The organism is Paraburkholderia silvatlantica (genome assembly GCF_003096715.1).
In the GTDB taxonomy this organism is placed as follows: Bacteria; Pseudomonadota; Gammaproteobacteria; order Burkholderiales; family Burkholderiaceae; genus Paraburkholderia; species Paraburkholderia silvatlantica.
Genome location: NZ_QEOL01000001.1, coordinates 433,457 through 455,638, shown reverse-complemented (window position 1 = coordinate 455,638; position 22,182 = coordinate 433,457). Strand labels below are relative to the sequence as shown.

General features: G+C 64.7%; 29 protein-coding genes. 14 read left to right on the top strand and 15 right to left on the bottom strand.

From position 1 onward, the window contains the following. Positions 1-197: 197 nt before the first annotated feature. The 3 genes from C7411_RS02275 (at position 198) to C7411_RS02260 (ending at position 2,703) form a co-directional block, all read left to right on the top strand. Positions 198-1,235, top strand: a complete 1,038-nt coding sequence (locus C7411_RS02275; RefSeq protein ID WP_110382921.1) for a zinc-dependent alcohol dehydrogenase family protein — start codon at positions 198-200, stop codon at positions 1,233-1,235. Positions 1,236-1,615: 380 nt separating this feature from the next. Then, complete coding sequence (locus C7411_RS02265; protein ID WP_110382919.1) at positions 1,616-1,924, top strand: DUF1488 family protein; 309 nt, start codon at positions 1,616-1,618, stop codon at positions 1,922-1,924. Positions 1,925-2,013: 89 nt separating this feature from the next. After that, on the top strand, positions 2,014-2,703 hold the full coding sequence (locus C7411_RS02260; protein WP_110382965.1) for a CBS domain-containing protein: 690 nt from the start codon (positions 2,014-2,016) through the stop codon (positions 2,701-2,703). Positions 2,704-2,853: 150 nt separating this feature from the next. Here C7411_RS02260 and C7411_RS02255 read toward each other — a convergent pair whose 3' ends face one another. Next, the gene (locus C7411_RS02255; protein WP_110382918.1) at positions 2,854-3,693 is read right to left on the bottom strand and encodes a universal stress protein; all 840 of its coding nucleotides are present in this window, start codon (positions 3,691-3,693) and stop codon (positions 2,854-2,856) included. A 254-nt stretch (positions 3,694-3,947) separates the two neighbouring features. Between C7411_RS02255 and C7411_RS02250 the strand changes: the two genes are divergently transcribed. Further along, positions 3,948-4,382, top strand: a complete 435-nt coding sequence (locus C7411_RS02250; protein WP_110382917.1) for an Hsp20/alpha crystallin family protein — start codon at positions 3,948-3,950, stop codon at positions 4,380-4,382. 173 nt (positions 4,383-4,555) lie between these two features. Then, entirely contained in the window at positions 4,556-5,389 is an 834-nt protein-coding gene (locus tag C7411_RS02245; protein WP_165822725.1) for a universal stress protein, read from the top strand. Positions 5,390-5,436: 47 nt separating this feature from the next. On the opposite strand, the gene C7411_RS37285 is transcribed toward C7411_RS02245, so the two are convergent. Continuing rightward, a complete protein-coding gene (locus C7411_RS37285) occupies positions 5,437-5,742 on the bottom strand; it encodes a hypothetical protein (RefSeq protein WP_146225303.1) in 306 nt (101 codons plus the stop codon). 81 nt (positions 5,743-5,823) lie between these two features. Here C7411_RS37285 and C7411_RS02235 point away from each other — a divergent pair, with 81 nt between their 5' ends. Then, positions 5,824-6,063, top strand: a complete 240-nt coding sequence (locus tag C7411_RS02235) for a hypothetical protein (protein ID WP_110382914.1) — start codon at positions 5,824-5,826, stop codon at positions 6,061-6,063. Between the two features lie 68 nt (positions 6,064-6,131). Next, complete coding sequence (locus C7411_RS02230; RefSeq protein WP_110382913.1) at positions 6,132-6,482, top strand: hypothetical protein; 351 nt, start codon at positions 6,132-6,134, stop codon at positions 6,480-6,482. A 39-nt stretch (positions 6,483-6,521) separates the two neighbouring features. Here the strand turns inward: C7411_RS02230 and C7411_RS02225 are convergent, their stop codons facing one another. The 7 genes from C7411_RS02225 to C7411_RS02195 all read right to left on the bottom strand — a co-directional run bounded on the left by C7411_RS02225 (position 6,522) and on the right by C7411_RS02195 (position 13,178). Further along, entirely contained in the window at positions 6,522-6,890 is a 369-nt protein-coding gene (locus tag C7411_RS02225) for a DUF3564 family protein (protein WP_110382912.1), read from the bottom strand. 34 nt (positions 6,891-6,924) lie between these two features. Further along, positions 6,925-7,260 carry a c-type cytochrome gene (locus C7411_RS02220; protein WP_220025052.1) on the bottom strand — a complete coding sequence of 112 codons (336 nt, stop codon included), beginning with the start codon at positions 7,258-7,260 and terminating at the stop codon, positions 6,925-6,927. Positions 7,261-7,458: 198 nt separating this feature from the next. Continuing rightward, on the bottom strand, positions 7,459-8,247 hold the full coding sequence (locus tag C7411_RS02215; RefSeq protein WP_110382910.1) for a helix-turn-helix domain-containing protein: 789 nt from the start codon (positions 8,245-8,247) through the stop codon (positions 7,459-7,461). Between the two features lie 13 nt (positions 8,248-8,260). Then, entirely contained in the window at positions 8,261-8,668 is a 408-nt protein-coding gene (locus tag C7411_RS02210) for a response regulator (protein WP_110382909.1), read from the bottom strand. A gap of 125 nt (positions 8,669-8,793) precedes the next feature. After that, positions 8,794-9,447: a response regulator gene (locus C7411_RS02205; protein WP_110382908.1), complete on the bottom strand. Its 654-nt coding sequence runs from the start codon at positions 9,445-9,447 to the stop codon at positions 8,794-8,796. Beyond that, complete coding sequence (locus tag C7411_RS02200; protein ID WP_243413016.1) at positions 9,444-11,537, bottom strand: PAS domain-containing sensor histidine kinase; 2,094 nt, start codon at positions 11,535-11,537, stop codon at positions 9,444-9,446. Before C7411_RS02200 ends, C7411_RS02205 begins: the two co-directional genes overlap by 4 nt. A gap of 201 nt (positions 11,538-11,738) precedes the next feature. Then, positions 11,739-13,178, bottom strand: coding sequence for an MBL fold metallo-hydrolase RNA specificity domain-containing protein (locus C7411_RS02195; RefSeq protein ID WP_110382964.1), 1,440 nt, complete (start codon positions 13,176-13,178; stop codon positions 11,739-11,741). Positions 13,179-13,658: 480 nt separating this feature from the next. Here C7411_RS02195 and C7411_RS02190 point away from each other — a divergent pair, with 480 nt between their 5' ends. Further along, positions 13,659-13,859, top strand: a complete 201-nt coding sequence (locus C7411_RS02190) for a hypothetical protein (RefSeq protein ID WP_110382906.1) — start codon at positions 13,659-13,661, stop codon at positions 13,857-13,859. 198 nt (positions 13,860-14,057) lie between these two features. Here the strand turns inward: C7411_RS02190 and C7411_RS02185 are convergent, their stop codons facing one another. Further along, a complete protein-coding gene (locus tag C7411_RS02185; RefSeq protein WP_110382905.1) occupies positions 14,058-15,083 on the bottom strand; it encodes an Acg family FMN-binding oxidoreductase in 1,026 nt (341 codons plus the stop codon). Positions 15,084-15,390: 307 nt separating this feature from the next. Here C7411_RS02185 and C7411_RS02180 point away from each other — a divergent pair, with 307 nt between their 5' ends. Beyond that, positions 15,391-16,137 (top strand): beta-ketoacyl-ACP reductase, encoded by a 747-nt coding sequence (locus C7411_RS02180; RefSeq protein ID WP_110382904.1) that lies wholly within the window; start codon positions 15,391-15,393, stop codon positions 16,135-16,137. A 97-nt stretch (positions 16,138-16,234) separates the two neighbouring features. Here the strand turns inward: C7411_RS02180 and C7411_RS02175 are convergent, their stop codons facing one another. From C7411_RS02175 to C7411_RS02155, 5 genes are all read right to left on the bottom strand, one after another. Beyond that, on the bottom strand, positions 16,235-16,477 hold the full coding sequence (locus C7411_RS02175) for a hypothetical protein (protein ID WP_110382903.1): 243 nt from the start codon (positions 16,475-16,477) through the stop codon (positions 16,235-16,237). A 237-nt stretch (positions 16,478-16,714) separates the two neighbouring features. Next, on the bottom strand, positions 16,715-17,023 hold the full coding sequence (locus C7411_RS38030; protein ID WP_243413015.1) for a hypothetical protein: 309 nt from the start codon (positions 17,021-17,023) through the stop codon (positions 16,715-16,717). Between the two features lie 105 nt (positions 17,024-17,128). Further along, on the bottom strand, positions 17,129-17,410 hold the full coding sequence (locus C7411_RS02165; RefSeq protein WP_110382902.1) for a DUF6566 family protein: 282 nt from the start codon (positions 17,408-17,410) through the stop codon (positions 17,129-17,131). A gap of 80 nt (positions 17,411-17,490) precedes the next feature. After that, on the bottom strand, positions 17,491-17,904 hold the full coding sequence (locus C7411_RS02160) for an Hsp20/alpha crystallin family protein (protein ID WP_110382963.1): 414 nt from the start codon (positions 17,902-17,904) through the stop codon (positions 17,491-17,493). A gap of 41 nt (positions 17,905-17,945) precedes the next feature. Further along, positions 17,946-18,386 carry an Hsp20/alpha crystallin family protein gene (locus C7411_RS02155; protein WP_110382901.1) on the bottom strand — a complete coding sequence of 147 codons (441 nt, stop codon included), beginning with the start codon at positions 18,384-18,386 and terminating at the stop codon, positions 17,946-17,948. A 197-nt stretch (positions 18,387-18,583) separates the two neighbouring features. Between C7411_RS02155 and C7411_RS38570 the strand changes: the two genes are divergently transcribed. The 5 genes from C7411_RS38570 to C7411_RS02120 all read left to right on the top strand — a co-directional run bounded on the left by C7411_RS38570 (position 18,584) and on the right by C7411_RS02120 (position 22,034). Beyond that, the gene (locus C7411_RS38570; RefSeq protein WP_258365406.1) at positions 18,584-18,706 is read left to right on the top strand and encodes a hypothetical protein; all 123 of its coding nucleotides are present in this window, start codon (positions 18,584-18,586) and stop codon (positions 18,704-18,706) included. Between the two features lie 471 nt (positions 18,707-19,177). Then, the gene (locus C7411_RS02135) at positions 19,178-19,495 is read left to right on the top strand and encodes a co-chaperone GroES (protein ID WP_110382962.1); all 318 of its coding nucleotides are present in this window, start codon (positions 19,178-19,180) and stop codon (positions 19,493-19,495) included. Between the two features lie 76 nt (positions 19,496-19,571). After that, positions 19,572-21,194 carry a chaperonin GroEL gene (gene groL / locus C7411_RS02130; protein WP_110382900.1) on the top strand — a complete coding sequence of 541 codons (1,623 nt, stop codon included), beginning with the start codon at positions 19,572-19,574 and terminating at the stop codon, positions 21,192-21,194. A 109-nt stretch (positions 21,195-21,303) separates the two neighbouring features. Further along, positions 21,304-21,558 carry a hypothetical protein gene (locus tag C7411_RS02125; protein WP_110382899.1) on the top strand — a complete coding sequence of 85 codons (255 nt, stop codon included), beginning with the start codon at positions 21,304-21,306 and terminating at the stop codon, positions 21,556-21,558. 77 nt (positions 21,559-21,635) lie between these two features. Beyond that, the gene (locus C7411_RS02120) at positions 21,636-22,034 is read left to right on the top strand and encodes a hypothetical protein (protein WP_133253606.1); all 399 of its coding nucleotides are present in this window, start codon (positions 21,636-21,638) and stop codon (positions 22,032-22,034) included. The last annotated feature ends 148 nt before the right edge of the window (positions 22,035-22,182 follow it).

Sequence of the window (22,182 nt, the reverse complement as noted above, 5' to 3'; positions counted from 1 at the left end):
TACGAGCGGCTCGAGGTCAGACGCAGCCCACATTCAGCTGCGACGATCACACGCGCACGTTCGGCGATTGAATCTGCCGGCCTGGCGGGTGCTTGATCAATGTCAAATCTTGCGGCCTCGCCGCCGCTCATCATAAGAGAGGCTTTAATACCGTCACGGCCGCGCCGGCCGTCGTTCTGAAATTTCCCGGAGGGAACATGAAAGCACTGGTCTACAACGGTCCAGGCAAGTTCGCGGTCGAAACGCGGCCGATGCCCGTCTTGCAGGATCCGGGCGACGCGATCGTCAAGATGTCGAAAACGACGATCTGCGGCACCGATCTCCACATTCTCAAGGGCGACGTGCCGAGTTGCGAGCCAGGCCGCATTCTCGGCCACGAAGGGGTGGGTGTCGTCCATGAAATCGGCAGCGGCGTCTCGACGCTGAAAGTCGGCGATCACGTGCTCGTCTCGTGCATCTCGAGTTGCGGGCAGTGCGAGTACTGCCGGCGCGGCATGTATTCGCACTGCAAGACGGGCGGCTGGATACTCGGTAATCGCATCGACGGCACGCAGGCTGAATACGTGCGCACTCCGCATGCGCAAACGAGCCTGTACCGCATTCCCGACGGCCTCGACGAGGCCGCGCTCGTGATGCTCTCAGACATCCTGCCGACGGGCTTCGAATGCGGCGTTCTCAACGGCAAGGTCGAGCCCGGCAGCACGGTTGCCATTGTCGGCTCGGGGCCGATCGGGCTGGCCGCGCTCCTCACCGCGCAGTTCTATTCGCCCGCCCAGATCATCATGATCGACATGGACGCCAACCGTCTGGAATGCGCGAAGAAGTTCGGCGCGACGGCGGGCATCGATCCGCGCGCGGGCGACGCCGTCGAGGCGGTGATGAAGCTCACGGGCGGCGTGGGCGTGGATTGCGCGATGGAGGCCGTTGGCGTGCCTGCGACGTTCGAGCTGTGCCAGCAGATCGTGGCGCCGGGCGGCACGATTGCGAACATCGGCGTGCATGGCGTGCCGGCGTCGCTTTTCCTCGACAAGCTCTGGGACCGCAACGTGGCGATCACGACGCGTCTCGTCGACACGGTGAGCACACCCATGCTGCTCAAGACCGTGTGCGCCGGACGCATCGATCCGAACCGGCTGATCACGCATCGGTTTGCGTTCGACGACATGCACAAGGCATATGAGACGTTTTCGCAGGCGGCGAGCACGCAGGCGTTGAAGGTCATCATCGAGATGTGATGCGCCATGGGCAACCGGGGACCTTCCGTTGCAGTGCGTCCAGCACCTCGCGTGCGCCGACTCATCGAGAGCCGGAGCGATGTTCAGGGCCAACGAGGACGCGGCGTTTCTGCGACGTCCGGAAATGTGCGGCTTGCACCTTCGGCTCGACTGCTGGAAAGCCGACGAGCGGCTGCAGCAACTCGGCATCGCGCGACAACTCCGTCTTCCTCGTCTCGATCAACGACTCGCTCTCGTTCGTTCCGGTGCTTTCGGCCGCTCATGCATGGCGCGAGCACCCGACACGGCAGAAATATTGCGCATGGGACTGCCATGGTCCTCCCTGGGTTACATCACGATCTAGCTCGTTTGCGAGCGCCCATGCGCGGGAGTGCATCAGCATGAACATCATCTTTCCCGATCAGCCGCCGCACTACGACGCCGACCGGCTCGCGCTGACCTTTCCCGCCACGGCTGGCGGCATGCACGTCGAATGTGCGGTTACGGCCGAGGCGCTCGAGGATCATTTCGGCGCCGCCTCCCTGCTCGAGACGGATTTGCGCGGCGCGTTCCTTGCCCACCGGGCCGCGATAGAAAGGGCGGCGGCTCGCATGATCGAGGCCACGCAGTCCGAAGCGATCACGCTTCACAGCGGCTACTTTCGCATGTACAGGGATTCGGACGATGCCGTGAAAGCCCGGTCGCAGTAGGGCCGCGCGTTTGATTCAAGTCAATGCGCGCAGCGCCGCAGTCTTTAAATTGAGTCACATCGGGGCGTTGGCCCTTAATGGAGGACCTCATGCAAGCATCTGACATCATGACGACGGACGTCATCACCGTGCGCCCTAATGTGTCGATCTTCGAGGCAGCGACGCTGCTCACCGAACATCACATCAGCGGCATTCCGGTAGTTGACGATGACGGAGCGGTTGTCGGCATTCTCAGTGAAAGCGATCTGCTACATCGTGTGGAAACGGGCACGGGCAAGCCGCAGCGAAGCTGGTTTGGCGAATTCCTCCATTCGACGCGAAAGCTCGCGGGCGAGTATCTCAAGGAAAACGCGGTGAAAGTTGGCGATGTCATGACGAGCAATGTCGTTTCGGTTTCGCCTTCCACGCCGCTCAGCGAAATCGCCGACGTGCTCGAACGCCTTCATATCAAGCGTGTGCCCGTGCTCGATCAGGGAAAGCTGGCGGGTATCGTAAGCCGTGCGAACCTGATACGCGCGCTGGCGAGCGCCGCGCGCCCCGATCAGGCGGGCGTGGCGTCGGACGACACCATCCATCGCAACGTGATGCACGCGCTGGATGGGCATCGCTGGGCAATGGCAGCGGAGAACGTCGTCGTCAAGGAAGGGGTCGTCCACTTCTGGGGCACGGTGAATTCGGAGGAGGAGCGCAAGGCGATACTCGTCTCCGCGGAGCGTGTGCCTGGCGTCAAGGGTGTCGAGGACCATCTCGGATACCCGGTCGTGTTCGCGCCGATGTAAGGAAGGGGGAGTTCACGCGCGGTGAAGGCTGGGCCAGCAACACGACTGGCCCAGTTGTTCTTTATGCCTTGCCGCCGTCGAGGGCGACCAGAATGCGCGAGTCCGTGGTGAGGCTTCAGTGGAAGCTGAGCAGAATCGAGGCGAGGCCCGTCAATGTGACATGAGCACCGGCAGCGTCATCGTGGCAAGGATGGAGCGCGTGGCGCCGCCCAATACGAGTTCATGCAGTCGCGCGTGCCCGTAGGCACCCATCACGAGCAGATCGTAGCCGCCGTCGGCCGCATAACTGAGCAGCGCATCGCCTGTGGATTCGGCCGTGTCGCGGTCGAACCGGGTGATATCGACCGTCGTCGCGCCGTGGCGCGCAAGCATGGCCGCGAGGTCGGCACACGACGCCTGCGACTCGGCGGACGTAAAGGTCGTGGAAGCGGCCACGATGGTCACGTGGGCGGCCCGCGCAATGAAAGGCATGGCGTCGTGAACCGCACGCGCAGCCTCGCGGCTTCCGTTCCAGGCTACCAGCACGCGTTCGCCGACCGACTCGAAGCTGCCTGTGTAGGGCATCAACAGCACAGGGCCGCCTGCGCCCAGAAGCACGGTCTCCGGAAAGTGTTCGGCAATATAGGATTCCGGATCTTCCTGATCAGTTTGCCCGAGGATCACGAGGTCGGCGGTCCGGCTGCGCTGCATGACCGCTGTGACCGGATCGCCCTCTGGAGTCACCCAGGCGCCACCGACCTGCGCTCGCGTCAGTTCGGCGCGAAAGAGCCGTTCGATTGCGCCGCGTTGTTCGCGGCGCAGCTTGCGGTGCGTGTCGTAGTAGTCGGCCGTGCCGGCCATCACGTAGAACTCGCGCGGGTTCGGCTCGAATGCCGCGAAGAGTCCATCCAGATGCGCGCCGAACCTGCGGGCCAGCTTCAGCGCAAGCTCGAGTCGCGCGCTCGCGCGCGCGCCCGTATCCATGTGCACCATGATCGTCTTGTAGCTCATCGTGATCTCCAGCGAACGGGGTGGTCGCGCCGCCCCCTCGGGGCGGAGAACGTGATTCGAGTCTAAGAACGGAGGGCTCACGGCAGTTGATTTGAATCAATCATCTGTCCACGGACAATCTGGGCGCCCGCGCATCCCGGGAAAAAGGAGACGTTGAGGCAGATCAATCAGAAAACCTGCTTGCTGCCTAAATTGGGTACAGCGCGACTCATCGCAGGGTTGTGCGTCACGAAGGGCTTAAAGGAGGCAATGCAATGAGCAATCTGACACGTTATGACCCGTTTTCCATGGAGCCTGTTTCGGACCTCTTCCAGGGGCTGTTTCGGCCGATGCGCGGGATGCTCGCCGCCGAGGAAAGCGAGCTCTCGGCGATCAAACTCGATCTCACGGAGAGCGAGAAGGCCTATACGGTAAAGGCCGAACTGCCGGGTGTGGACAAGAAGGATATCGACGTAAAAATCGACGGGAATGTGGTTTCGATTCATGCGAAGGTCGAGCGCAAGACCGAGCAGAAGGAAGGCGAGCGCGTCATTCGCCGCGAACGCTACAGCGGGTCTTTCGCTCGCACGTTCTCGCTTGCCAGCGACATCGACGAAACCACTGCCAATGCGCAGTATCAGGACGGCGTGCTCTCGCTCACGCTGCCGAAAAAGGCGGCCGCCGAACAGAAGCGGCTGCAGATCCAGTGAGCGCCTGAGGTCTTCGAGACGGAGGAGAGGGCGCGTCGATCGGGCATGAAAGCACGGCGCGCGCCATGACGGCGCAGGGGCATTGGCCCCGCGCCTTCTTTTTTTGCGTTCATGCAGCCCGGCTCGCGCGCGGCGCAACGCGTAGCGGGGACATGAGCGAGAGGAGGCCAAAAATGAAACGACCGACTGCCGCGGCCGCCAGCAGGCAGCACGTCGCGCCTTATTCGCGCCTCTATGTCTTGTTCACCGGAATGGAGCGTGTCGCCTCGCTGCTCGACTGCGTAGCGGGCTGGGCAGTTCGTGGCGCGCACGTACGGCTGGCGGGCCTGGCACCTTCGGCTTCGCTGCCGGATTCGAATCGGCGGGCCGAGCACAACTTCTCCCATCGGATCACCCTGGCCGCGACGCTCGAAGCCGCTCGCGAACTGCTGGTGCTGCGCGGAATCGAGGCGGACTGTGAATTCCTCGGCGCGGGGCCGGACAGCGCGGCGCGCAACGAGGCGCTTGCACGCGCGGTATGCGGCTGGAAGGCAGACTTGGCGATCGGGGCGCCGGCCAATCCGGTCGTGCTCGCGGGCGAAACGGACTGCCCGGTGCTGTTGCTGCCCACACTCACCGCACGCCACTGCTCGGTGCCGCCACGGCGCGTTTTCGTGGCGAGCGACGCAAGCGCGGCATCGGCTTGCGGCGTGCGCGAAGCGGCGAGGCTGGCCGCACCTGGCACGGCAGTGCGCGTGGGATACCTCGCGTGCGATCCGGCGGCCGCGCAGCATCCAGAGGACTTCGACGCGGTCATTCTCGAAGCCCAGCGCAACGGCGAGTCAGCGGCGCACGCGATCATTCAGGCGGCACTGCAGTGGCGCGCGGATCTGCTGGTGCTCGGCACGCGCGGCGGCCATGAAGGCGGCCGGTGGCGTTACGCCAGCGTCGCCGCCGACGTGGCGCAGCGCACCGTGCTGCCGCTGCTCCTCGTGCCGCAGGGCGCGAAAACGCCGATGCAGGCGTAAGGACAGACCAAGGGCACGGCCAGTCATAGTGCCGCTATGGTCTTCGTTCAGTTGAACTGGATACGTAGATGGAAGCGCCATCGAAACCTTTCCATCGCCTGCGGCGCATGCGGACGCTGGCGCTGCCCGGCAGCGTTGCCTCGCACGCCCCGCGCGACGCCTTGTGCCCGGTTCCCGTTGCAGCCCCGGCGAGCCGCGCCACAGATCGGGCGATGGCGGCCGCGCGCGCATCGCACGATGGTGACAAGTGAAATGTCGGTCGACTCGCGCAGCAGCACGCGTGAACGGCGTGCCACGCGGGCCTTCGGTAGCGCACCGCGGTGGGCGGTGCGAGTCAGGTTGATGTGCGTCAATTGGCTTCGGCTACCCGGTCTTATCCTGAATTTAACCGCAGGTCCAGTCGATCGCCACCACGCCCCAGGGGGAACGCAATCATGTCACTTACCGGCCATATCGATTCCGGCGCCTGGAGCGTCCAGGCACTCACGTCGCCGGCCCCGCAAGGCGGTTTTCGCTGCGAAGTCAGCGTCACGCACGGCCCGCAGACGCAGTGCTTCTCCCACGCCTTCGCGCATCACCGTGTGTTCGAAACCGAGCGGGAGGCTGTGCTCGAAGGGCTGCGCGAAGGCATGGTGTGGATCGATCTGAAAATCCGTCACGCGTTTGAAGTGTAGGCAGGCGTGGTCAAGGGCGGCAACGAGCCTTCGGGCAGCAAGAACGCGGACTTCTGAGGGGCACGGTGATGGGACTCGGGATGCAAATCGTCTATCTGGGTTTCCCGGGTTCCGCTGCCCTCGAGGCGGAAGCCGGCGTTCAGCTGCTGCGCCTCGAGCGGTTCAGCGGCGTGCTGGCAGGTTGTCATCTCGCGATCGAGCGGATGCGCCACACGCAGCACGGAAGCCACCAGCCGGCCTATGACGTTCGTCTCGACCTCGTTTCGGCTTCGCGGGAGCTCGCGCCGGTGGGCCATTGCGAGGGTGACGACCCCGTGGCCGCCATGCGCGCGGCATTCGACGCGGCCGAGCGTCAACTCGGTTCCGCTGCACCCGCAAGCGCCTTTTGTCGAAGCGATGCTGGGCACCGCGATCACTGAGCAGCGTGGCGTCTGAAGAGGTCTGAAGAGGAAGCCCGATCAGACTTCGTCAGCGAAGAGGCCATCCTCGGGGTCGGGCACGCTCTCGTCGACACATTGCACGTGCCAACGTCCTTCGAGTGACCCGGCGTTCAAGCGCTGGCGCCATCTCACGCTACCGCATTCGCCTTCAAACGGGCCTTCGCTGGCCTCAAGGTTCAGGCCTTCGAGCGTGCAGACCTCGCCCCGGTCTTGACTCGCGAACAGGCCCGTGCCGCCTGGCGAAGGAGCGCATTGCCCCCATTCGGACAGACTCACACCCGCATGGCCTTCGCGCGACCACTTCTTCGCTTCGGTATCGATCCAGACGATCGCGTAAGCGGAAGGGTCGAGCTGGTCGAAACTGTCGAGATGAACGGTAACGCGCATGAGGATGCTCCTTGCCTTTAAACGCCCGACGCAATTACTGGCTCAGTACCCATTGGACAAGCGTACTTGCGTCCTGAGCCGAGAGCGGGCCGCCGCGGTCGTCGGGCAGGGGCATGGGCATGTCCCCCCAGTGCGCCTTGCCGCCGTGCCTGAGCTTTTCTGCAAGCATGGTGCTGGCGTTCGGTTTGTCGCGGTAACGCTCGGCGATCTGGTGAAACGACGGCGCGAGAAATGGCGCGTCGGACGTGTGGCAGAACATGCAGTGCTGCTGGTCCACGAGCTCAGTGGGTTCGGCGAGTTGCGCATGCGCCGCGACGGCATACAACGAGACAGCGCAAACCGCTGCGGCGTGAAAAAGGATCTTCCTCACCCCGTCATGGCAGGACGGAGTCACCAGGGAGCAAGCGGCTGGCGTGGGAGTGCGTGACATCGAATCTCTCCTCGAGTGCGGCCGGGGAGCGGAAGACCGCCGGCGAGATTCATAGTGTCATCGGCGCCCTTTTTCCCGTTGACATGTGTCAATCGCCAGGCGATTCCGGTCGCGGGCGCTCGCACCGGGCTCCTCGCTTCACACACGCGCAAGTCCCTCCAGATCGACGATGCGGATCTGCTTGCCGTTCGGCTCGACCAGGCCTTCGCGCTGAAAGCGCGAGAACATCCGGCTCACGGTTTCGAGCTTCATGCCGAGAAAACAGCCGATCTCCTCCCGGCTCATCTTCAGGTTGAATTGCGCGCCGGAGTAGCCGCGCGCCTGGAAGCGCGCCGCGAGATCGAGCAGAAACGCGGCGAGGCGCTGTTCGGCAGTCATCGTGCCGAGCAGCATCACCAGGCTGGATTCGCGCACGATTTCGCCGCTCATCAGTTGATAAAGATGGCGCTGCATGCGCCGGCTCTCGCGGCAGAACGTTTCGAGCTGGCCGAACGGCATGATACAAACCGTGCTGTCTTCGAGTGCAATGGCGTCGCAGCTGTGCGTGCCGGAGCAAACGCCGTCGAGCCCGAGCGGCTCGCCCGGAATCTGGAAGCCCGTGACCTGCTCGCGTCCGTCGCGATGCATGACGACCGTCTTGAACGATCCGGTCCGCACGGCGTAGAGGCTCTGGAAGGCGTCGTGCGCACGGAACAGCGTTTCGCCGCGGTGCACATTGCGTGTGGTGAGGACGACGGTGTCGAGTTGCTGGAGTTCTGTGGACGTGAGGTCCGCGGGCATGCAGACCGCACGCAGCGAGCAGGTCGAGCAGCGCGTTGCCGGCTGGCGCGGCGCGGCCTCGCGCACGGCTGGCTGCAGCGGCACGACGGGCCAGCGCGCGGACGGCGGCGTGGACAGTGAGGTTTCGCAGGCGGGCTCGGCATGCATGATCGTCTCCGGTTCAGCGCGCGGGGGGGACGCGCTGTTTCACTAACGTTTCAATGGCTTCGCAGGCGGCTTCGAACTCGGATGTCTTGTCGAAGAAGAAATGGGCTCCCGCTCTTTGGCAGGCTGCGCGAAACGGTGCGCCGGAGTGATTCGTCAGCACGACCGTTACGACCGAGGGTTGCTCGCGGCCAAGCAGGGCGACCAATTCGATGCCGCTGCCGCTCGCGAGCCTCAGGTCGACTACCGCAACGTCCGCACCGCTTTGCGCGATGCCGGTCAAGGCGCTAGCCGCATCCTCCGCTTCGCCAATCACGGTCACATCGGGAATGGCCGACAACGCTTCGGCGATTTTCCCGCGCACCGCGGTCGCATCCTCGACGAGGAAGACCTGCAGGCGCGTGCGGACAGGACTGGCTTTCATATAGCCAGTATCGTCAACGCCATCTCAAAAAAATATCGGCGGCGATGGAAAGTGACGTACGCGGAACGGAAGACGTGTAGGGCGATTCCTACAGACATGCGGCAATCGGCCGCGACACCTGAGGGTCAGGCTTCGTCGGGATCGTCGATGAGCTTGTGCCGCATCGCATAGCGCACGAGCGCGGCTTCGTGCGGCATCTGCATCTTTTCGAGGACGCGCACCTTGTAGGTGCTGACGGTTTTCGTGCTCACGCAGAGTTCCTGCGCGATTTCGGTGATGGTCTGTCCGGACGCGAGCCGGCGGAACACTTCGAACTCGCGGTCGGAAAGCCGTTGATGGGGAAGCGTGTCGGCGGGCTCGGTCAGGCTCTGGGCGAAGCGTTCGGCCATCGTCATGCTGACATAAACGCCACCGGCGGCGATCTTCGTCACGGCACTGACCAGCTCCGTGCTCGCGCATTCTTTGGTGAGGTAGCCGGAAGCGCCCGCCTTGAAGGCGCGCACCGCGTATTGCTGCTCGGCGTGCATGGTCAGCACGAGAATGCGCAACTCGGGCTTTTCGTCCTTGATCTGCTTGACGAGATCCACGCCGCTGCGTCCCGGCATCGAGAGGTCGAGCACCAGGACCTGGGCGGGGCGCTCCCGCACGAGCGCGAGTGTGGTCGCGCTGTCGCAGCCTTCCCCGATGACTTCGAACTGGGCGTCGCTTGCGCTTTCCAGTATGCGGCGCAGACCGTCGCGCATGAGCGCATGGTCGTCGGCGATGATCACCTTGATCATGATGCGGCCTCTTCGGGGAGGAGAGCATGGAGAGCGAACGTGATCGTCATGGCAAAACCCTTTCCGGGCGCGGTAGCAATTGAAACGGTGCCGTCGAGCATGTGAGCTCGCTCGCGAATGCCGAGCAGGCCAAACGACTTGTCCCGCAAAGCGTTGCGCTGCGTGCTGGCGGGATCTGCGGGGTCGCCGGTCGCGCCAAGCCCGTCGTCGGCGATGCGCAGGACGCAGCCTGGTCCGTCCACCTTGAGCGAAATTTCGACGAGACTCGCGTCGGCATGACGGGCGACATTGGTCAGGGCTTCCTGAACGATGCGAAAGAGTGCGGAGGAAGCGGCGTTCGAAAACATCTCGGCGTCCGCGTCCAGATCGCGCTCGACGGCAATGCCGTAGCGGTTCGTGAAGTCGTTCGCCAGCCACTCGATCGCCGGCACGAGGCCGAGATCGTCGAGCATGACCGGACGCAGGTCGGCTGCGATGCGCCGCAAGGCCCCCACCGTCGAGTCGATCAGGTTGCGCATGCCGGCGAGGCGCGCGGGGACATCGCTGGTGTCACTCTCCCCAAGCCGGCGCTCGAGCGCGGAGAGATCGATCTTGAGCGCGGTGAGCTGCTGGCCAAGGTCGTCGTGAAGCTCGCGCGCGATGCGTGTCTTTTCGGCCTCTCGCACGTTCTGCAGGTTGGCCGACAGTTCCCGGAGTTCTTCGCGCGAACGCGTGAGCGCCTCCTCCGCGCGCACGCGTTCCGTGATGTCGCGCAGCACGACCGTGAAAAGCTTGCCCGAGTCGTCACGGATCTGCGAAATCGATGCCTCGATGGGAAACTCCTCGCCATTGGCCCGCAGCCCGTGGAGCACCCGTTGCGGGCGGCCCATCTGGCGCTCGGTGACGCCGGTCTCGCCAAACTGTTCGACATGCTGCGCGTGCGCGGCCCGGAACCGCTCGGGAATGAAACGCGAGAGCGGCGAGCCGATCGCTTCCATGGCGGACAGGCCGAACACCTGTTCGGCGGCGGGATTGAAAATCACTACGCGCTGGGTATCGTCGACGGTGACGATCGCTTCCATCGACGAGCGGATGATCCCCATCATGCGGGCTTCGTTCAGGCGCGCGTCGCCTGCGGTCTTCGTGGGCGCCAGGTGTACGCGCATGAGGCGTTGCGCGAAAAACGCGAACGCGGCGGCCCCGAGCGCCCCCGCGAGCAGAATGGCCGTGGCGCAGGCTGCTGCCCCCGTAAGCACAGGACTTGCATCGGCACTGACGTCGAGCGCGAGCGTTGCGCCGCCAAACACGAACGGATCGTTACGCCGGAACCGCTTGCCGGGCAACACCTCGTCTTCTACGCCGCGCTTACCCGTGTAGAGGTCCAGAGGAGGCGTGCCGATCCGGGCGCTGAACACAAGCCCAGGATCGGCGGCAACGAGCGGGGCGAAGAGCCGCCGTGCGTCCAGCAAGGCAACCGCGAAGCCGATGACCTTCCGTGCATTGCCTTGTGCATCGGGTGCCGTCTCGTAGACGGGCAGCCAGAGCGTGAGAAGCGGTGGCGCGTTGGCCAGCGCCGGCAGCGCCGCGAGCGCGGCGTTGCCGGTTTCGGCAGCGTAGCGTCGTGCGGCACGCGTCGCGTCGGTCTGCGCGAATGCGTTTGCGGGGAGATTGGCGCTCAGGCCAGCCCATTGCGTCGCGACTTCGGCACTGCCGGCCGCGCCTGCCGCCGGGTTGGCGTACAGGGTGACATAGCCGAGCGCGGTGACCGCCGAACGGGAGTTATCCAGATCGATCGCGGCGACAAAGTGCTTCCAGGTTGCTGGATCGGGGCCGGGCGTCTGCTCGAGCAAAGCGCGTGCGCCGCGCAAGATGGACTCGTCGGCAATCAGCGCCTGCCTGAGCGTTTCGTGCAGCGCCGCCGCGCGCCGGGTGAATCGCACTTCCGCCGCCGCTTGCCACTGCCGCGTAACGAACGTCGCAACGACGCCAGCCAGCGAGAAGGCCACGACGAACGCCAGCACGGCCGAGACGGCCGGATCGCGCAGGCGCGCGACAATGGCGTGCCACGCGCCTTGACCGGCGCGCATGCGCCGCTCAGCACCCGCGCTCATGCCGACTATCCGCGGCGCAACGCTTGCGCGAGATCACTGCGTAGGCCATTCGCATATGAAGGATCGACTCCAGTGGGAGGGACGCCGGCATCCCGTGCACGAGGGATGCTCGCCCATTTTATGAGCCCCTCGAAGCCGTGTCCCAAAAAAGTTCGGCGCTCGTCCCGCAGGCGCGCGCGCGGGACGCGCCGGGCCTGCAGTTCAGGGCGCTGCGCCTGCCGCCGGCGCGGGCAGCAGTTCCTCGGCGAGGCTCCGCGTGCAGGGGTAAGACTGCACGGCTTCCTCCGCGAGTTCGAACGACTGCCCGTATTCCGGCACGCAGCAATCCCAGTGCAGCGTCTCCACGATGCGCCGGCGCAAGGCATCCGCCGCTGCGGGCTCGCCGTGCGTGACGAACGTGCGCACGGGCGGGCACGTCATGCCGGCAAGCCAGCGCAGGGTTTCCCGGTAATCGCCATGCGCGGAGAGGGACGTGATCGAGGAGATCTCGGCGCGCACGCGCACGTAGTCGCCGTGCAGCTTGATGGCTGGCGCGTGAGCCTCGAGCGCCGCACCGCGCGTGCCGGGCGCCTGGTAGCCGACGAGCGCGATCGTGTTGCGCGGGTCCGAAACGTACACGCTCAGGTGGTGCAGAACGCGGCCGCCGGTGGCCATGCCGCTGCCTGCGATGATGACCATGGGGCCGTTGCGTCCGGCAATGGCCTTGGACTCGTCCACCGTTCGCGCCATGAACGCCGCATGATCGATGGCATGCACCTGCGAGACCGTCAGCCGATGGTCGCCCATGTGACGCCGGTAGAGATCCGTCACGCTGATCGCCATCGGACTGTCCAGGTAGACCGGAACATTCGCCATGCGGCCCGACTGTTTCAATCGCGCGATGTAGTAAAGGACTTCCTGTGCGCGTCCCACGGCGAAGCAGGGCATCACCACGATCCCGCCACGCGCAAATGTGCGCGAGAACATCCCGGCGAGCTCGTCTTCGGGGTTGAGTGCCTCGTGCAGCCGGTCGCCATAGGTCGATTCGACCACCAGGTAGTCGGCATGCACCGGCGGGGATGGCGCACGCACGATCGGATCGCCGGGGCGCCCGAGGTCGCCGGAAAACGCAATGACCGTATGCCCGTTGCACAGCACGACGCTGGCCGCCCCCAGGATATGGCCGGCTGGCAGCAACCGGAAGCTCAGTTGCTCGCCGAGCGCGACGGGTTCATCGAATGGGCGCGGCGCGACGAGCCGCAGCGCCTGTTCGGCATCTTCCAGCGTGTAGAGCGGCAGCGCAGGATGGTGTTTGGAGAAGCCGTGACGGTTCGCAAACGCCGCGTCTTCCTCCTGTAGCCGTGCGCTGTCGCGCAGCATGACGCCGCACAGGTCCGCGGTGCCGGGCGTGCAGTACACCGGGCCGCGATAACCGCTGCGCGCAAGGACTGGCAGGTAGCCGCAATGGTCGATATGGGCGTGCGTGAGGATGACGGCATCGAGCGAGCCGGCGGGAAAGGGCAGCGGATCCCAGTTGCGCAGGCGCAGGTTCCTGGTGCCCTGGAACAGCCCGCAGTCGATCAGCACCCGCCTGTTCCCCGCTTCGAGCAGGTAACGCGACCCGGTGACCGTCTGTGCCGCGCCCAGAAACGTCAGTTTCATCATGCTCGCCTCCCTTCACGCGCGACGCTGCGCGCCCGACATCGATTGGAGCGCACGCCTGCGCGCCGCATTTGACGTGAGTCAGACGAAGCGGCATTGACGCGGCCTCGTCTCGATTTGAGGTAGATCAATCGAAACGAGGAGGGGGCCCTTACCCTGAGTCGGTGGCACGCGGTCGCGAGCCGATCTTCGGGCGAGGGCGAAAAAATGTCGCGCAGATTGTCCTTCGGCTGGGCGCTTGGTCCGATGCTGTTGATTGCATCGCTTTTGGCTTGTACTACGTACCGGGACACCGGCCGCGACGCCAACGCCGCCTTTCATCGGTCCGAGACCGAGTTGCAAGCGCGACGAGAGCAAAGTGCGATCCAATGCGCACCGCCCGACGACTGTGCGCAGGCCTGGGCACGCGCCAGGGCCTTCGTCCAACGGCACTCGCCCACGCCTGTCGAACGTGCGACAGACGCAACGATCGAGACACGCATGCCGCATGAATTCGGCATCGCTTACTTCTGGGCGGTACGGCAGATGGCGGCGGACGGAACGACGACGATACGGCTCAAGGGCTTGTGCCGCGGCATGTACAGCACCGACAACGGGCCCGGGTGGCTCTATGCGCGCTGCGCCGAACAGATCCTGCAGGCGCAGCTCGAATTCGTGCGCGAAATGGGGAACGTCAGATAGCGCGTGCGGGTGTTGGCTAACGTCCAGCGCACGTGTGCTTTGGCTGAATGTCCAGGGCGGCCGTAGCGAATTCGCCGGGCTCGCGCCAGCCACGTCACGCCGCACGTCACACCGATGCCGCATGGCCGGGCAAATTCCTTGCCGCGTCCGGATCTGTTGCGGGCTCGAGAATCCAGACGATTTGCCCGGGACGAGGACTTACGCCACGACTTCGCTCAGCGGGCGGCGCGGTGACGGCGCGTCCGGCGTGCCGTGTCCGATGCGCAGCAGAAGCTGCGGACAAGCGGATTCCGGCATGCCGAGCAGCGTGCCTAGCTGCGAGCGCAGTTCGGCCACTTCGATAGGCTGGTTCAGATAGGAGGCGCAAAGTCCGTGCACTGTCAGCACGAGCAGCACCCGCTCGAGCGCCTCGCCCGCGGCAAGCCAGGCCTGCGCATCGTCGACGCTCGTCGCGATGCACAGCAGCAGGGGCGAGCCTGCCGCGAGTTCCCGATGTGTCGCCGCCACGCCGCCACCCATGTCGAAGGTGCGGATCGCGGAGGCGACGAGCGGTGCTGCGAAGTCGAGCAGGGGGGCAAGTCCGGCCGCATAGGCCGGCATGCCGTCGCCGGTGCGGCGCGGATGGATCCATTTGGCGAGTTCGCGGCGGAACCTGGGATCGGCGAACTGCCGCCGGTCGGCTTGCGCGATGAGGTCGGCGATCGCCTCGCGCTTCGCGGCTTCGGTTGCGCATGCAACGTCAACCCCCTCGGTGCGGGCCGCTTCGATCAGTTCGTGTTCGACGGCTGCCGAGACCGGCGCGGGAGAAAACGGGCGGCGCGTGGTGACCCGCAGCGAAATGGCATTGAGCAGCGGAACCAGGTCCGCGCCCACAGGCCGCTCGCGAAGCAGGCGCACATCGGCGAGCACGTCGGGATCGAGGCTCGTTGGAAAGAGCGTAATGGCATAGCCGATGCCGAGACTCGCGAGCGCCACGCGCAGGTTGAAGAGCGCCGCGCCGCAACTGATGATCAACTCCCGATCGAAAGGATCGACGACCGGCAGCGCCCGCAGGCGGTCGGCGCACAACAGGATCCGGTCGTGGGCGGGCACGAAACGCCACGGCTGACTGTTGTGGCTCGACGGGGCAAGCGTGGCGTGGCGCACGGCGTAACGCAACGCGTAGTCGTCGAGCTTGTCGAGCGGGGTGGCGCTGGCGGCAGCGTCGTTGGGCTTGTCGGGCATGGTGGTTTCCCGCCTCTTCGAAGGCACGGTGCGCCGGGTGGATCCAGATGAACAAGAATGCCGCAGTACTCCCTGATCGGCGCTCCACGATTGAGAAAACCGCGAACAAGGGGGGCGTGCGATGAGTCTAGGTCCCGGCAAGGGGGCACCATTGATTTGAGTCAACCCTTCGCGCCTCGCGATGGTTTCCGGCAGAAGAGTTCCGATTGATGCATGTCAATCGCGGACGAATGCGCGTTTTTATAGTGATGCGACAGTTCGATCGCGCCGATCCGCGGCCGATCGCCTATCTGCGAGGAGAAACAGGATGCGCAAGGAGCGGATTGCCTTTGTGAGCGGCGCAATGGGAGGCCTTGGCGCCGCCATCAGCCGGAGGCTGTACGACGCCGGCATGACCGTGCTGGTTTCCCATTCGGAGCGCAACGATCACGTGGCGACATGGCTGCACGGCGAACGCGAGGCGGGGAGGACGTTCCATGCGTTCGGGCTCGACGTGGCCAGCTACGACTCGTGCGAGGAGTGTGCACGAAGGGTAATCGCGGAGTTCGGCGGCGTCGATGTGCTCGTCAACAACGCCGGTATCACGCGCGATGCCAGTTTCATGAAGCTCTCGAAGCCCGAGTGGGATGCGGTGATACACACGAATCTCGACAGCATGTTCAATCTCACGAAGCCATTCGTGCCGGGTATGTGCGAACGGCGGTTCGGCCGCATTGTGAACATTGGTTCCGTGAACGGTTCGCGTGGGGCTTTTGGGCAGACGAACTACGCGGCGGCAAAGGCCGGCATTCATGGTTTTACGATGTCGCTCGCGCTCGAAGTTGCGAAACGCGGCGTAACCGTGAATACGGTGTCGCCGGGCTACCTTGCCACTGCGATGGTGGAAGCCGTGCCGCAGGACATCATGGATACGCGCATCCTGCCGCAGATTCCCGTGGGGCGCCTCGGCCGGCCGGAGGAAGTGGCGTCGCTGGTTGCGTACCTGTGCTCGGACGATGGCGCGTTCGTGACAGGGGCCAATTTTGCTGTCAACGGCGGCATGCACATGGAATAGGGCGCGCGGCATGCGCTGCAAAGCATGTCGATGCAGGCGCGCTTTGGCGAAATGGTGCCCATCGTCGGAACGTCGGGCGGCGACAAGACCACGCTGTCTAGGTCCGTCGAACATACCGGTCCGAAACGACTGAGCGTTGCTGGATCCATGCAACGGCAAGCTCCAGCGCTTCATCGCGCGCCTCCTCGGCGTTGGCGAAATCTCCATCGACACCGAGCGTGCGTATTTCGCCCGCCCGGTCGGTGACAATAGCCGCGGCTGTGTAACGGCCGCTCCCGGTGGCGGTGACCACCGGCCGGAGCTCGCAGCCGTGATACTCGATGACTGAGTCCGTGTTCATCTGACACCTCCAACAGGGCGCCGCACGCAGACCGCCTGCGGCGACGAAGTTTCGCTATCCGTTCGTGCAGCACATGGCATTCCACATCGCATCGCGCCCTTGGGCCACCGTCGGTGCGACCGGGCGTTACCACGGCGACTCGTGTGGCCCCCGAGGCAGCCCGGGAGGCCCCTGGCAGCCTCGCACCCGCGCCTCACGGCGAGGACGAGAGACCAGGCGTTGCGAATACGCAGCCATTCAGCCAGCGCGTCCCGGCTCCACAATATCCGTCGTGCGGCCACCCGGCATAGAGGGCGTTTCCGGCCCTGTCCCACCGCCGTTGCCGGCGGTCTTCCGGCTTCGATGTGGTGCGTCGCCCGGGTGGAGCGCGTCGAGGAACGTTCTGCCCTTCCCGGTCAGGTACGCGCGGCGCGCGCCCTTGCCGCAATGTTCCAGCATGACCAGTTGGCGCTCGAGCAGCGCGTCGAGTTCGGCGCGGTTCATGTCGAGCTGGTCCGGCGCCTGACGAACCAGCATCAGGGTCGCAAATTCGTGTGGACTGAGCATTTTCTTCTCCCGTATGGCAGGGTCCCGAAAGCAGGGGCTCCCTGCAGAAAAACGACACGTAAAGCAAGCCAGACAAGGGTCTCGGTACCATGCAGCGTGGCGCTGTCAAGCGAGGAATCGCGCCGGCGAACCCGTGTCGGTCAGACAGCCCGCGTTGATGGCGCGTATCGCATACTCGACCGCCTCCCGGTGCGCCTCGTCCGGGCTTGCCCAGTGCTGGGCGTAGCGTGGCAGGTGCCAGTCCGCGACCGTCTGCTGTGCGCGCCGGATGCGCACGACGGCCACGTACGCGTCCCGGCCGGCATGAGGCAGCGCGCAGTGCCGAACCGGAAACGCGCCGGTCTCGATCGTGAAGCCCTTCCAGCTTTGGCTGCGTAGGTTGTCCATACATTCCTCCGCCAGTCGGGTCACGCGGAGCGGGCCGTGCGGGCCACTCCGCATGACCGGACTTGCCTGCGTGCATACGTCTAACCAACGCTCACCTCAATGCGTCGCGGCTTTGCCTCGTCGCGACGAGGAATGGTGAGCTTGAGCACCCCATCGCGCAGTTGTGCATCGATGCGCGAGACGTCGAAATCGGGGCTGAGCGTGAAGGCGCGCCAGAAGTGCGGGTGACGCACCTCGCCATGCTGCAGGCGCAACCCGGATGGGGTCGGGATCACGGCTTCCGCCTCGATGTTCAGGCTGCCGTCCTGCACGCGCACATCGAGCTTTTCGCGCGGCACGCCCGGCAGATCCGCGTAGAGCGTGATGCCGTGGCTGTCCTCGATGATGTCCACCGCAGGCGCGATCCGGGTGAGCTGCTTCGCAGGTTGCGCACCCTCGCGCGAAGCAACGTCGGTGTGCGACTTACGGGTCGCCAGTTCAGTGCTGTCGTTCATGATGTCCTCCGTGCTGTCTCGCATTTCATTTGCGCCTGGGCTCACTGGACGGCGATGGCGCGCGGCTTCGACGCCTCGGAACGTCCGACGCTCACCGTCAGACAGCCGTTCGCGTAGCGCGCACTGACCTTGTCGGGATCCGCGTGCGGCGGCAGTTCGATCACGCGCCGGAATGCACCCATGAAGCGTTCCCTGGCGTATACGCGGGTCTCGTCGTCCGCTTCATGTCCGGGCGGCTTGCGCTCGCCGCTGATCGTCAGCAACCCCTTGTCGATCGAGACGTCGATTGCGGCCGGATCAAGTCCTGGCGCGAACGCGACGATCTCGACGCTGTCGTCGGTGCTGCCGATGTTGACGGGAGGAAAGGTTTCGCTGCGCGTGGCGCGCAGGCTCGCGGGAAAGCCCGCGAAGACGCTGGCCATCTGCCGTTGCAGGCGGTCGAATTCGCCCAGCAGATCGGTGCTGAAGAAAAGATCGCTCATGACTGGCTCCTTGAAACCGGGGCCTCTCACGAAGAACGAACCGGACCACGCGCTCCAGTTCGCCTGCCGGTGGGAGACCCCTCTGACAAACAAATCGAAACACGCAGCGCTTAATCGCGACTGCCTGAGCGATGAATAAAATAGCGTAAAGAACGGAAATTTCAAGAGGCCCTGCAACATGTCAACCGGGAGGTTTCATGGACCTTTTCGACAGGCTTCAGGAGCACATCGACACCGTGCGCCTGCCGCTCTTTGCCGTCACCGTCACGGCGCAACTCGTCATCGAGAAGCGACTGGCCAGGCGCCTGTCCTCTCCGTAGTCGCCAAACGCCTGACGGCAGGCGAGCGCCTCGGCAGCGCTGGCGCCGATCCTGTTGCAGGCGCGCTTCCGATCGCAGCGAGCTGATGCATCTCGCCGCGCGCAGGGGCTACGTGCGTTGACTGTTTCGGCCCGTCAAGGGCGGCTTGTGGCGCATGCTCGACGAACCCGACGACACCCTTGATGCCGATGGCGGACGCCAGCCTCCATGTCCCGTGATGCCTGAGCCCCGCCGCCAGGATGGACGCGGTCGCACGGTTTATCGCCTCGGCGCAGTCCATCACATCCTGCCGTCGCGCTGAAACAATTTGTTACAAAGAGCCGCTTTCAGCCCCCTTGAAGGGCGCGACGGGCACCTCTATTTCGCTTTCCGCCAGACGTTGGCTCGGCTGCGCTGTGGTGTCGTCACGCGCCCCAGTACCCGCAGCCGGATTCCCTTATTGGTGATCCTTTAATCGCTCAGGAGATGGAAATGCAGATTCGTCCCCTCTACGACCGGGTTATCGTCAAGCGAATCGAGACGCAGCGGACGACGGCCTCGGGCATCGTGATTCCCGACTCAGCGGCAGAAAAACCCGAACAAGGCGAAGTCGTCGCAATCGGCAGTGGCCGGCTGCTGCAGGATGGAACGCTGCGTGCGCTCCAGCTGAAAGTCGGTGACCAGGTGCTCTTCGGAAAGTACGCCGGCCAGACCGTCAAGGTCGATGGCGAGGAACTGCTCGTCATGCGCGAGGAAGACGTCATGGGCGTCCTCGAGGTCGACGCGGGCAACGCCCGCAAGGCCGCCTGAATTCCCGTTACGGTCGCGGACATCTGGCCGGTCGTTCGCGACGCGTTGAGTCAACGACTTTACCCGGAGCAACAACATGAGTGCAAAAGACGTCAAATTCCATGACAGCGCACGCGCCCGTATCGTCAAGGGCGTGAACGTCCTCGCCGATGCCGTTAAGGTCACACTCGGACCGAAAGGCCGCAACGTGCTGATCGAGCGCAGCTTCGGCGCGCCGACCATCACGAAGGACGGCGTGTCGGTGGCAAAGGAAATCGAGTTGAAGGACCGCTTCGAGAACATGGGAGCGCAGGTGGTCAAGCAGGTCGCCTCAAAGACCGCCGATGTGGCCGGGGACGGCACCACCACGGCCACCGTGCTCGCGCAGGCCATCGTGCAGGAGGGCATGAAGCACGTCGCCGCGGGCATGAATCCGATGGATCTGAAGCGCGGAATCGACAAGGCCGTGGCCGCCGTGCTCGACGAGCTGCACAAGCTGTCGAAGCCGATTTCCACGAACCGGGAGATCGCGCAGGTCGGTTCGATCTCGGCAAACTCCGACGAGGCGATCGGCAGAATCATCGCCGACGCCATGGAGAAGGTGGGTAAGGAAGGCGTGATCACGGTCGAGGACGGCAAGTCGCTCGAGAACGAACTCGATGTGGTCGAGGGCATGCAGTTCGACCGCGGCTACGTGAGCCCCTACTTCATCAACGATCCCGACAAGCAGGCTGCGTATCTCGACGATGCGCTGATCCTGCTGCACGACAAAAAAATCTCGAATATCCGGGATCTGCTGCCGGTCCTTGAGGCGACGTCCAAGGCCGGCAAACCCCTGCTCATCATTGCTGAGGATATCGAAGGAGAAGCGCTGGCCACGCTCGTGGTCAACGCGATGCGCGGCATCCTGAAGGTGGCGGCCGTCAAGGCCCCGGGCTTTGGCGACCGACGCAAGGCCATGCTCGAGGACATTGCGATCCTCACGGGTGCGATCGTCATCTCCGAGGAAACCGGCAAGCAACTGCAGAAGGCAACGCTCGAGGATCTCGGACGTGCGAAGCGCGTCGAGGTGCGCAAGGACGACACGATCATCATCGACGGCGCGGGCGACGGGGAGCGCATCGAGGCGCGCGTGAAGTCCATTCGCACGCAGATCGAGGAAGCGACGAGCGACTACGACCGCGAAAAGCTCCAGGAGCGCGTGGCGAAGCTCGCAGGCGGTGTGGCCGTCATCAAGGTTGGGGCGGCAACCGAGGTTGAGATGAAGGAGAAGAAGGACCGCGTGGACGACGCGCTGCACGCCACACGCGCGGCGGTCGAGGAAGGCATCGTGCCGGGTGGGGGCGTGGCGCTGCTGCGCGCGCGTTCGGCGGTCGCAAGCCTCAAAGGCGCCAACAGTGATCAGGACGCAGGCGTCCAGATCGTGCTGCGCGCGCTCGAGGCGCCGCTGCGCGTGATCGCCGCCAACGCGGGGGATGAGCCTTCCGTGGTGATCGCGAAGGTACTCGAAGGCAAGGGCAACTTCGGCTACAACGCGGCCACCGGCGAGTACGGCGACCTCGTCGAGGCGGGGGTGGTCGATCCCACCAAGGTTGCGCGCACGGCACTACAGAACGCCGCATCGATTGCCGGGCTGATCCTGACGACGGACGCAACGGTCGCAGAAGCGCCGAAGGACGAGAAGCCGGCGCAGACCCCCGCACCGGAGTTTGACTACTGATCCGGCAGCGTTGCCTGCATGCGCCGGCCAACAGCCGCGGCCGGCGCAACCCGTTCGGCGCCGCACGCTGTCTCCGTCATGCGGCGCCGCTTTTTGTGCTGGAGCGGTCATGAAACTGAAGCTCAACATTGATTCGAAACCGCTGGAAGTCGAGGTCGACGACGTCGTGGCGGGCCTGCTGGCTGTCCGCCTCGACCTTCCCGCCGGTGAGGACAATCAGGACGCCCTCGCGCGCTACCTCAGCGAGAAGGGTGCGCCCTGGACTCTGGACGAAGAACACATGCGCAGGCGCATCCTGCGCAGGCTCATTCTGGATATCGCTGACCCTGCACTCGTGATTCGCCATCTCATGGCTGATGAGTGAACCGGGCGGGTCAGCTCAGGTCGGGAAGTACGGCACGACCAGGTTATCTGTTCGGTTATCCTGCACAATCTGACATCATGATGTCCGGCCATCCTCGTTTGCCTGCCCGCACATCCGCCAGACTACCCGCTGGCGTGCTCGGTCTGGATTACCTCAAGTTCCTGCAACTCTCGGTCGATGATGAGCTTGCCTGTGAGGGATCGTTCGACGATGCAGCGCTGCAGGACGCTATGGCCGCTGTTCGCAGCGGTTCAATGCGCGCGGCGCAGCCGGCAATGAAGGTCTTCTTTGACGGCTGCCAGTTCTGGCTTGCCAGTCACTTTCACCGCCACGAGGCGGCGCGACGTCTCGGTGCCCGCCACCAGGAATTCTGGTGTGAGATTCGGCCCGGCCCGAAGGACCATGCCGTGCGATATGCGTCGAGAATCCGCAGCGTCATGCGCCTCTGCCGTGATTCCTCTGCCCCGGTTGCCTGACCGCTGTCTGTCCATCGCCTGGTCGAACCTGGCGCCGCCCTTGCTCCGAGCGGGGCGCTTTTAATCTTCCTGATTCTGGGGGGCTGTTTTGCTGCTTGCGCGTAGCCGATGGCAGGGCTAGCGACAGCTTCCAGTTGCCGGCACTCTG

Coding starts and splice junctions, on each gene's coding strand:
- C7411_RS02265 (WP_110382919.1), top strand. CDS start 1,616: ATGAACATCATCTTTCCCGATCAGCCGCCGCACTACGACGCCGACCGG.
- C7411_RS38570 (WP_258365406.1), top strand. CDS start 18,584: ATGGACCTTTTCGACAGGCTTCAGGAGCACATCGACACCGTGCGCCTG.
- C7411_RS02225 (WP_110382912.1), bottom strand. CDS start 6,890: ATGCGCGTTACCGTTCATCTCGACAGTTTCGACCAGCTCGACCCTTCC.
- C7411_RS38030 (WP_243413015.1), bottom strand. CDS start 17,023: ATGCTCAGTCCACACGAATTTGCGACCCTGATGCTGGTTCGTCAGGCG.
- groL (WP_110382900.1), top strand. CDS start 19,572: ATGAGTGCAAAAGACGTCAAATTCCATGACAGCGCACGCGCCCGTATC.
- C7411_RS02185 (WP_110382905.1), bottom strand. CDS start 15,083: ATGCCCGACAAGCCCAACGACGCTGCCGCCAGCGCCACCCCGCTCGAC.
- C7411_RS02120 (WP_133253606.1), top strand. CDS start 21,636: ATGATGTCCGGCCATCCTCGTTTGCCTGCCCGCACATCCGCCAGACTA.
- C7411_RS02190 (WP_110382906.1), top strand. CDS start 13,659: ATGCCGCATGAATTCGGCATCGCTTACTTCTGGGCGGTACGGCAGATG.
- C7411_RS02230 (WP_110382913.1), top strand. CDS start 6,132: ATGGGACTCGGGATGCAAATCGTCTATCTGGGTTTCCCGGGTTCCGCT.
- C7411_RS02215 (WP_110382910.1), bottom strand. CDS start 8,247: ATGCATGCCGAGCCCGCCTGCGAAACCTCACTGTCCACGCCGCCGTCC.
- C7411_RS02200 (WP_243413016.1), bottom strand. CDS start 11,537: ATGAGCGCGGGTGCTGAGCGGCGCATGCGCGCCGGTCAAGGCGCGTGG.
- C7411_RS02125 (WP_110382899.1), top strand. CDS start 21,304: ATGAAACTGAAGCTCAACATTGATTCGAAACCGCTGGAAGTCGAGGTC.
- C7411_RS02250 (WP_110382917.1), top strand. CDS start 3,948: ATGAGCAATCTGACACGTTATGACCCGTTTTCCATGGAGCCTGTTTCG.
- C7411_RS02210 (WP_110382909.1), bottom strand. CDS start 8,668: ATGAAAGCCAGTCCTGTCCGCACGCGCCTGCAGGTCTTCCTCGTCGAG.
- C7411_RS02195 (WP_110382964.1), bottom strand. CDS start 13,178: ATGAAACTGACGTTTCTGGGCGCGGCACAGACGGTCACCGGGTCGCGT.
- C7411_RS02135 (WP_110382962.1), top strand. CDS start 19,178: ATGCAGATTCGTCCCCTCTACGACCGGGTTATCGTCAAGCGAATCGAG.
- C7411_RS02245 (WP_165822725.1), top strand. CDS start 4,556: ATGAAACGACCGACTGCCGCGGCCGCCAGCAGGCAGCACGTCGCGCCT.
- C7411_RS02275 (WP_110382921.1), top strand. CDS start 198: ATGAAAGCACTGGTCTACAACGGTCCAGGCAAGTTCGCGGTCGAAACG.
- C7411_RS02205 (WP_110382908.1), bottom strand. CDS start 9,447: ATGATCAAGGTGATCATCGCCGACGACCATGCGCTCATGCGCGACGGT.
- C7411_RS02165 (WP_110382902.1), bottom strand. CDS start 17,410: ATGGACAACCTACGCAGCCAAAGCTGGAAGGGCTTCACGATCGAGACC.
- C7411_RS02160 (WP_110382963.1), bottom strand. CDS start 17,904: ATGAACGACAGCACTGAACTGGCGACCCGTAAGTCGCACACCGACGTT.
- C7411_RS02235 (WP_110382914.1), top strand. CDS start 5,824: ATGTCACTTACCGGCCATATCGATTCCGGCGCCTGGAGCGTCCAGGCA.
- C7411_RS02255 (WP_110382918.1), bottom strand. CDS start 3,693: ATGAGCTACAAGACGATCATGGTGCACATGGATACGGGCGCGCGCGCG.
- C7411_RS02175 (WP_110382903.1), bottom strand. CDS start 16,477: ATGAACACGGACTCAGTCATCGAGTATCACGGCTGCGAGCTCCGGCCG.
- C7411_RS02260 (WP_110382965.1), top strand. CDS start 2,014: ATGCAAGCATCTGACATCATGACGACGGACGTCATCACCGTGCGCCCT.
- C7411_RS02180 (WP_110382904.1), top strand. CDS start 15,391: ATGCGCAAGGAGCGGATTGCCTTTGTGAGCGGCGCAATGGGAGGCCTT.
- C7411_RS02155 (WP_110382901.1), bottom strand. CDS start 18,386: ATGAGCGATCTTTTCTTCAGCACCGATCTGCTGGGCGAATTCGACCGC.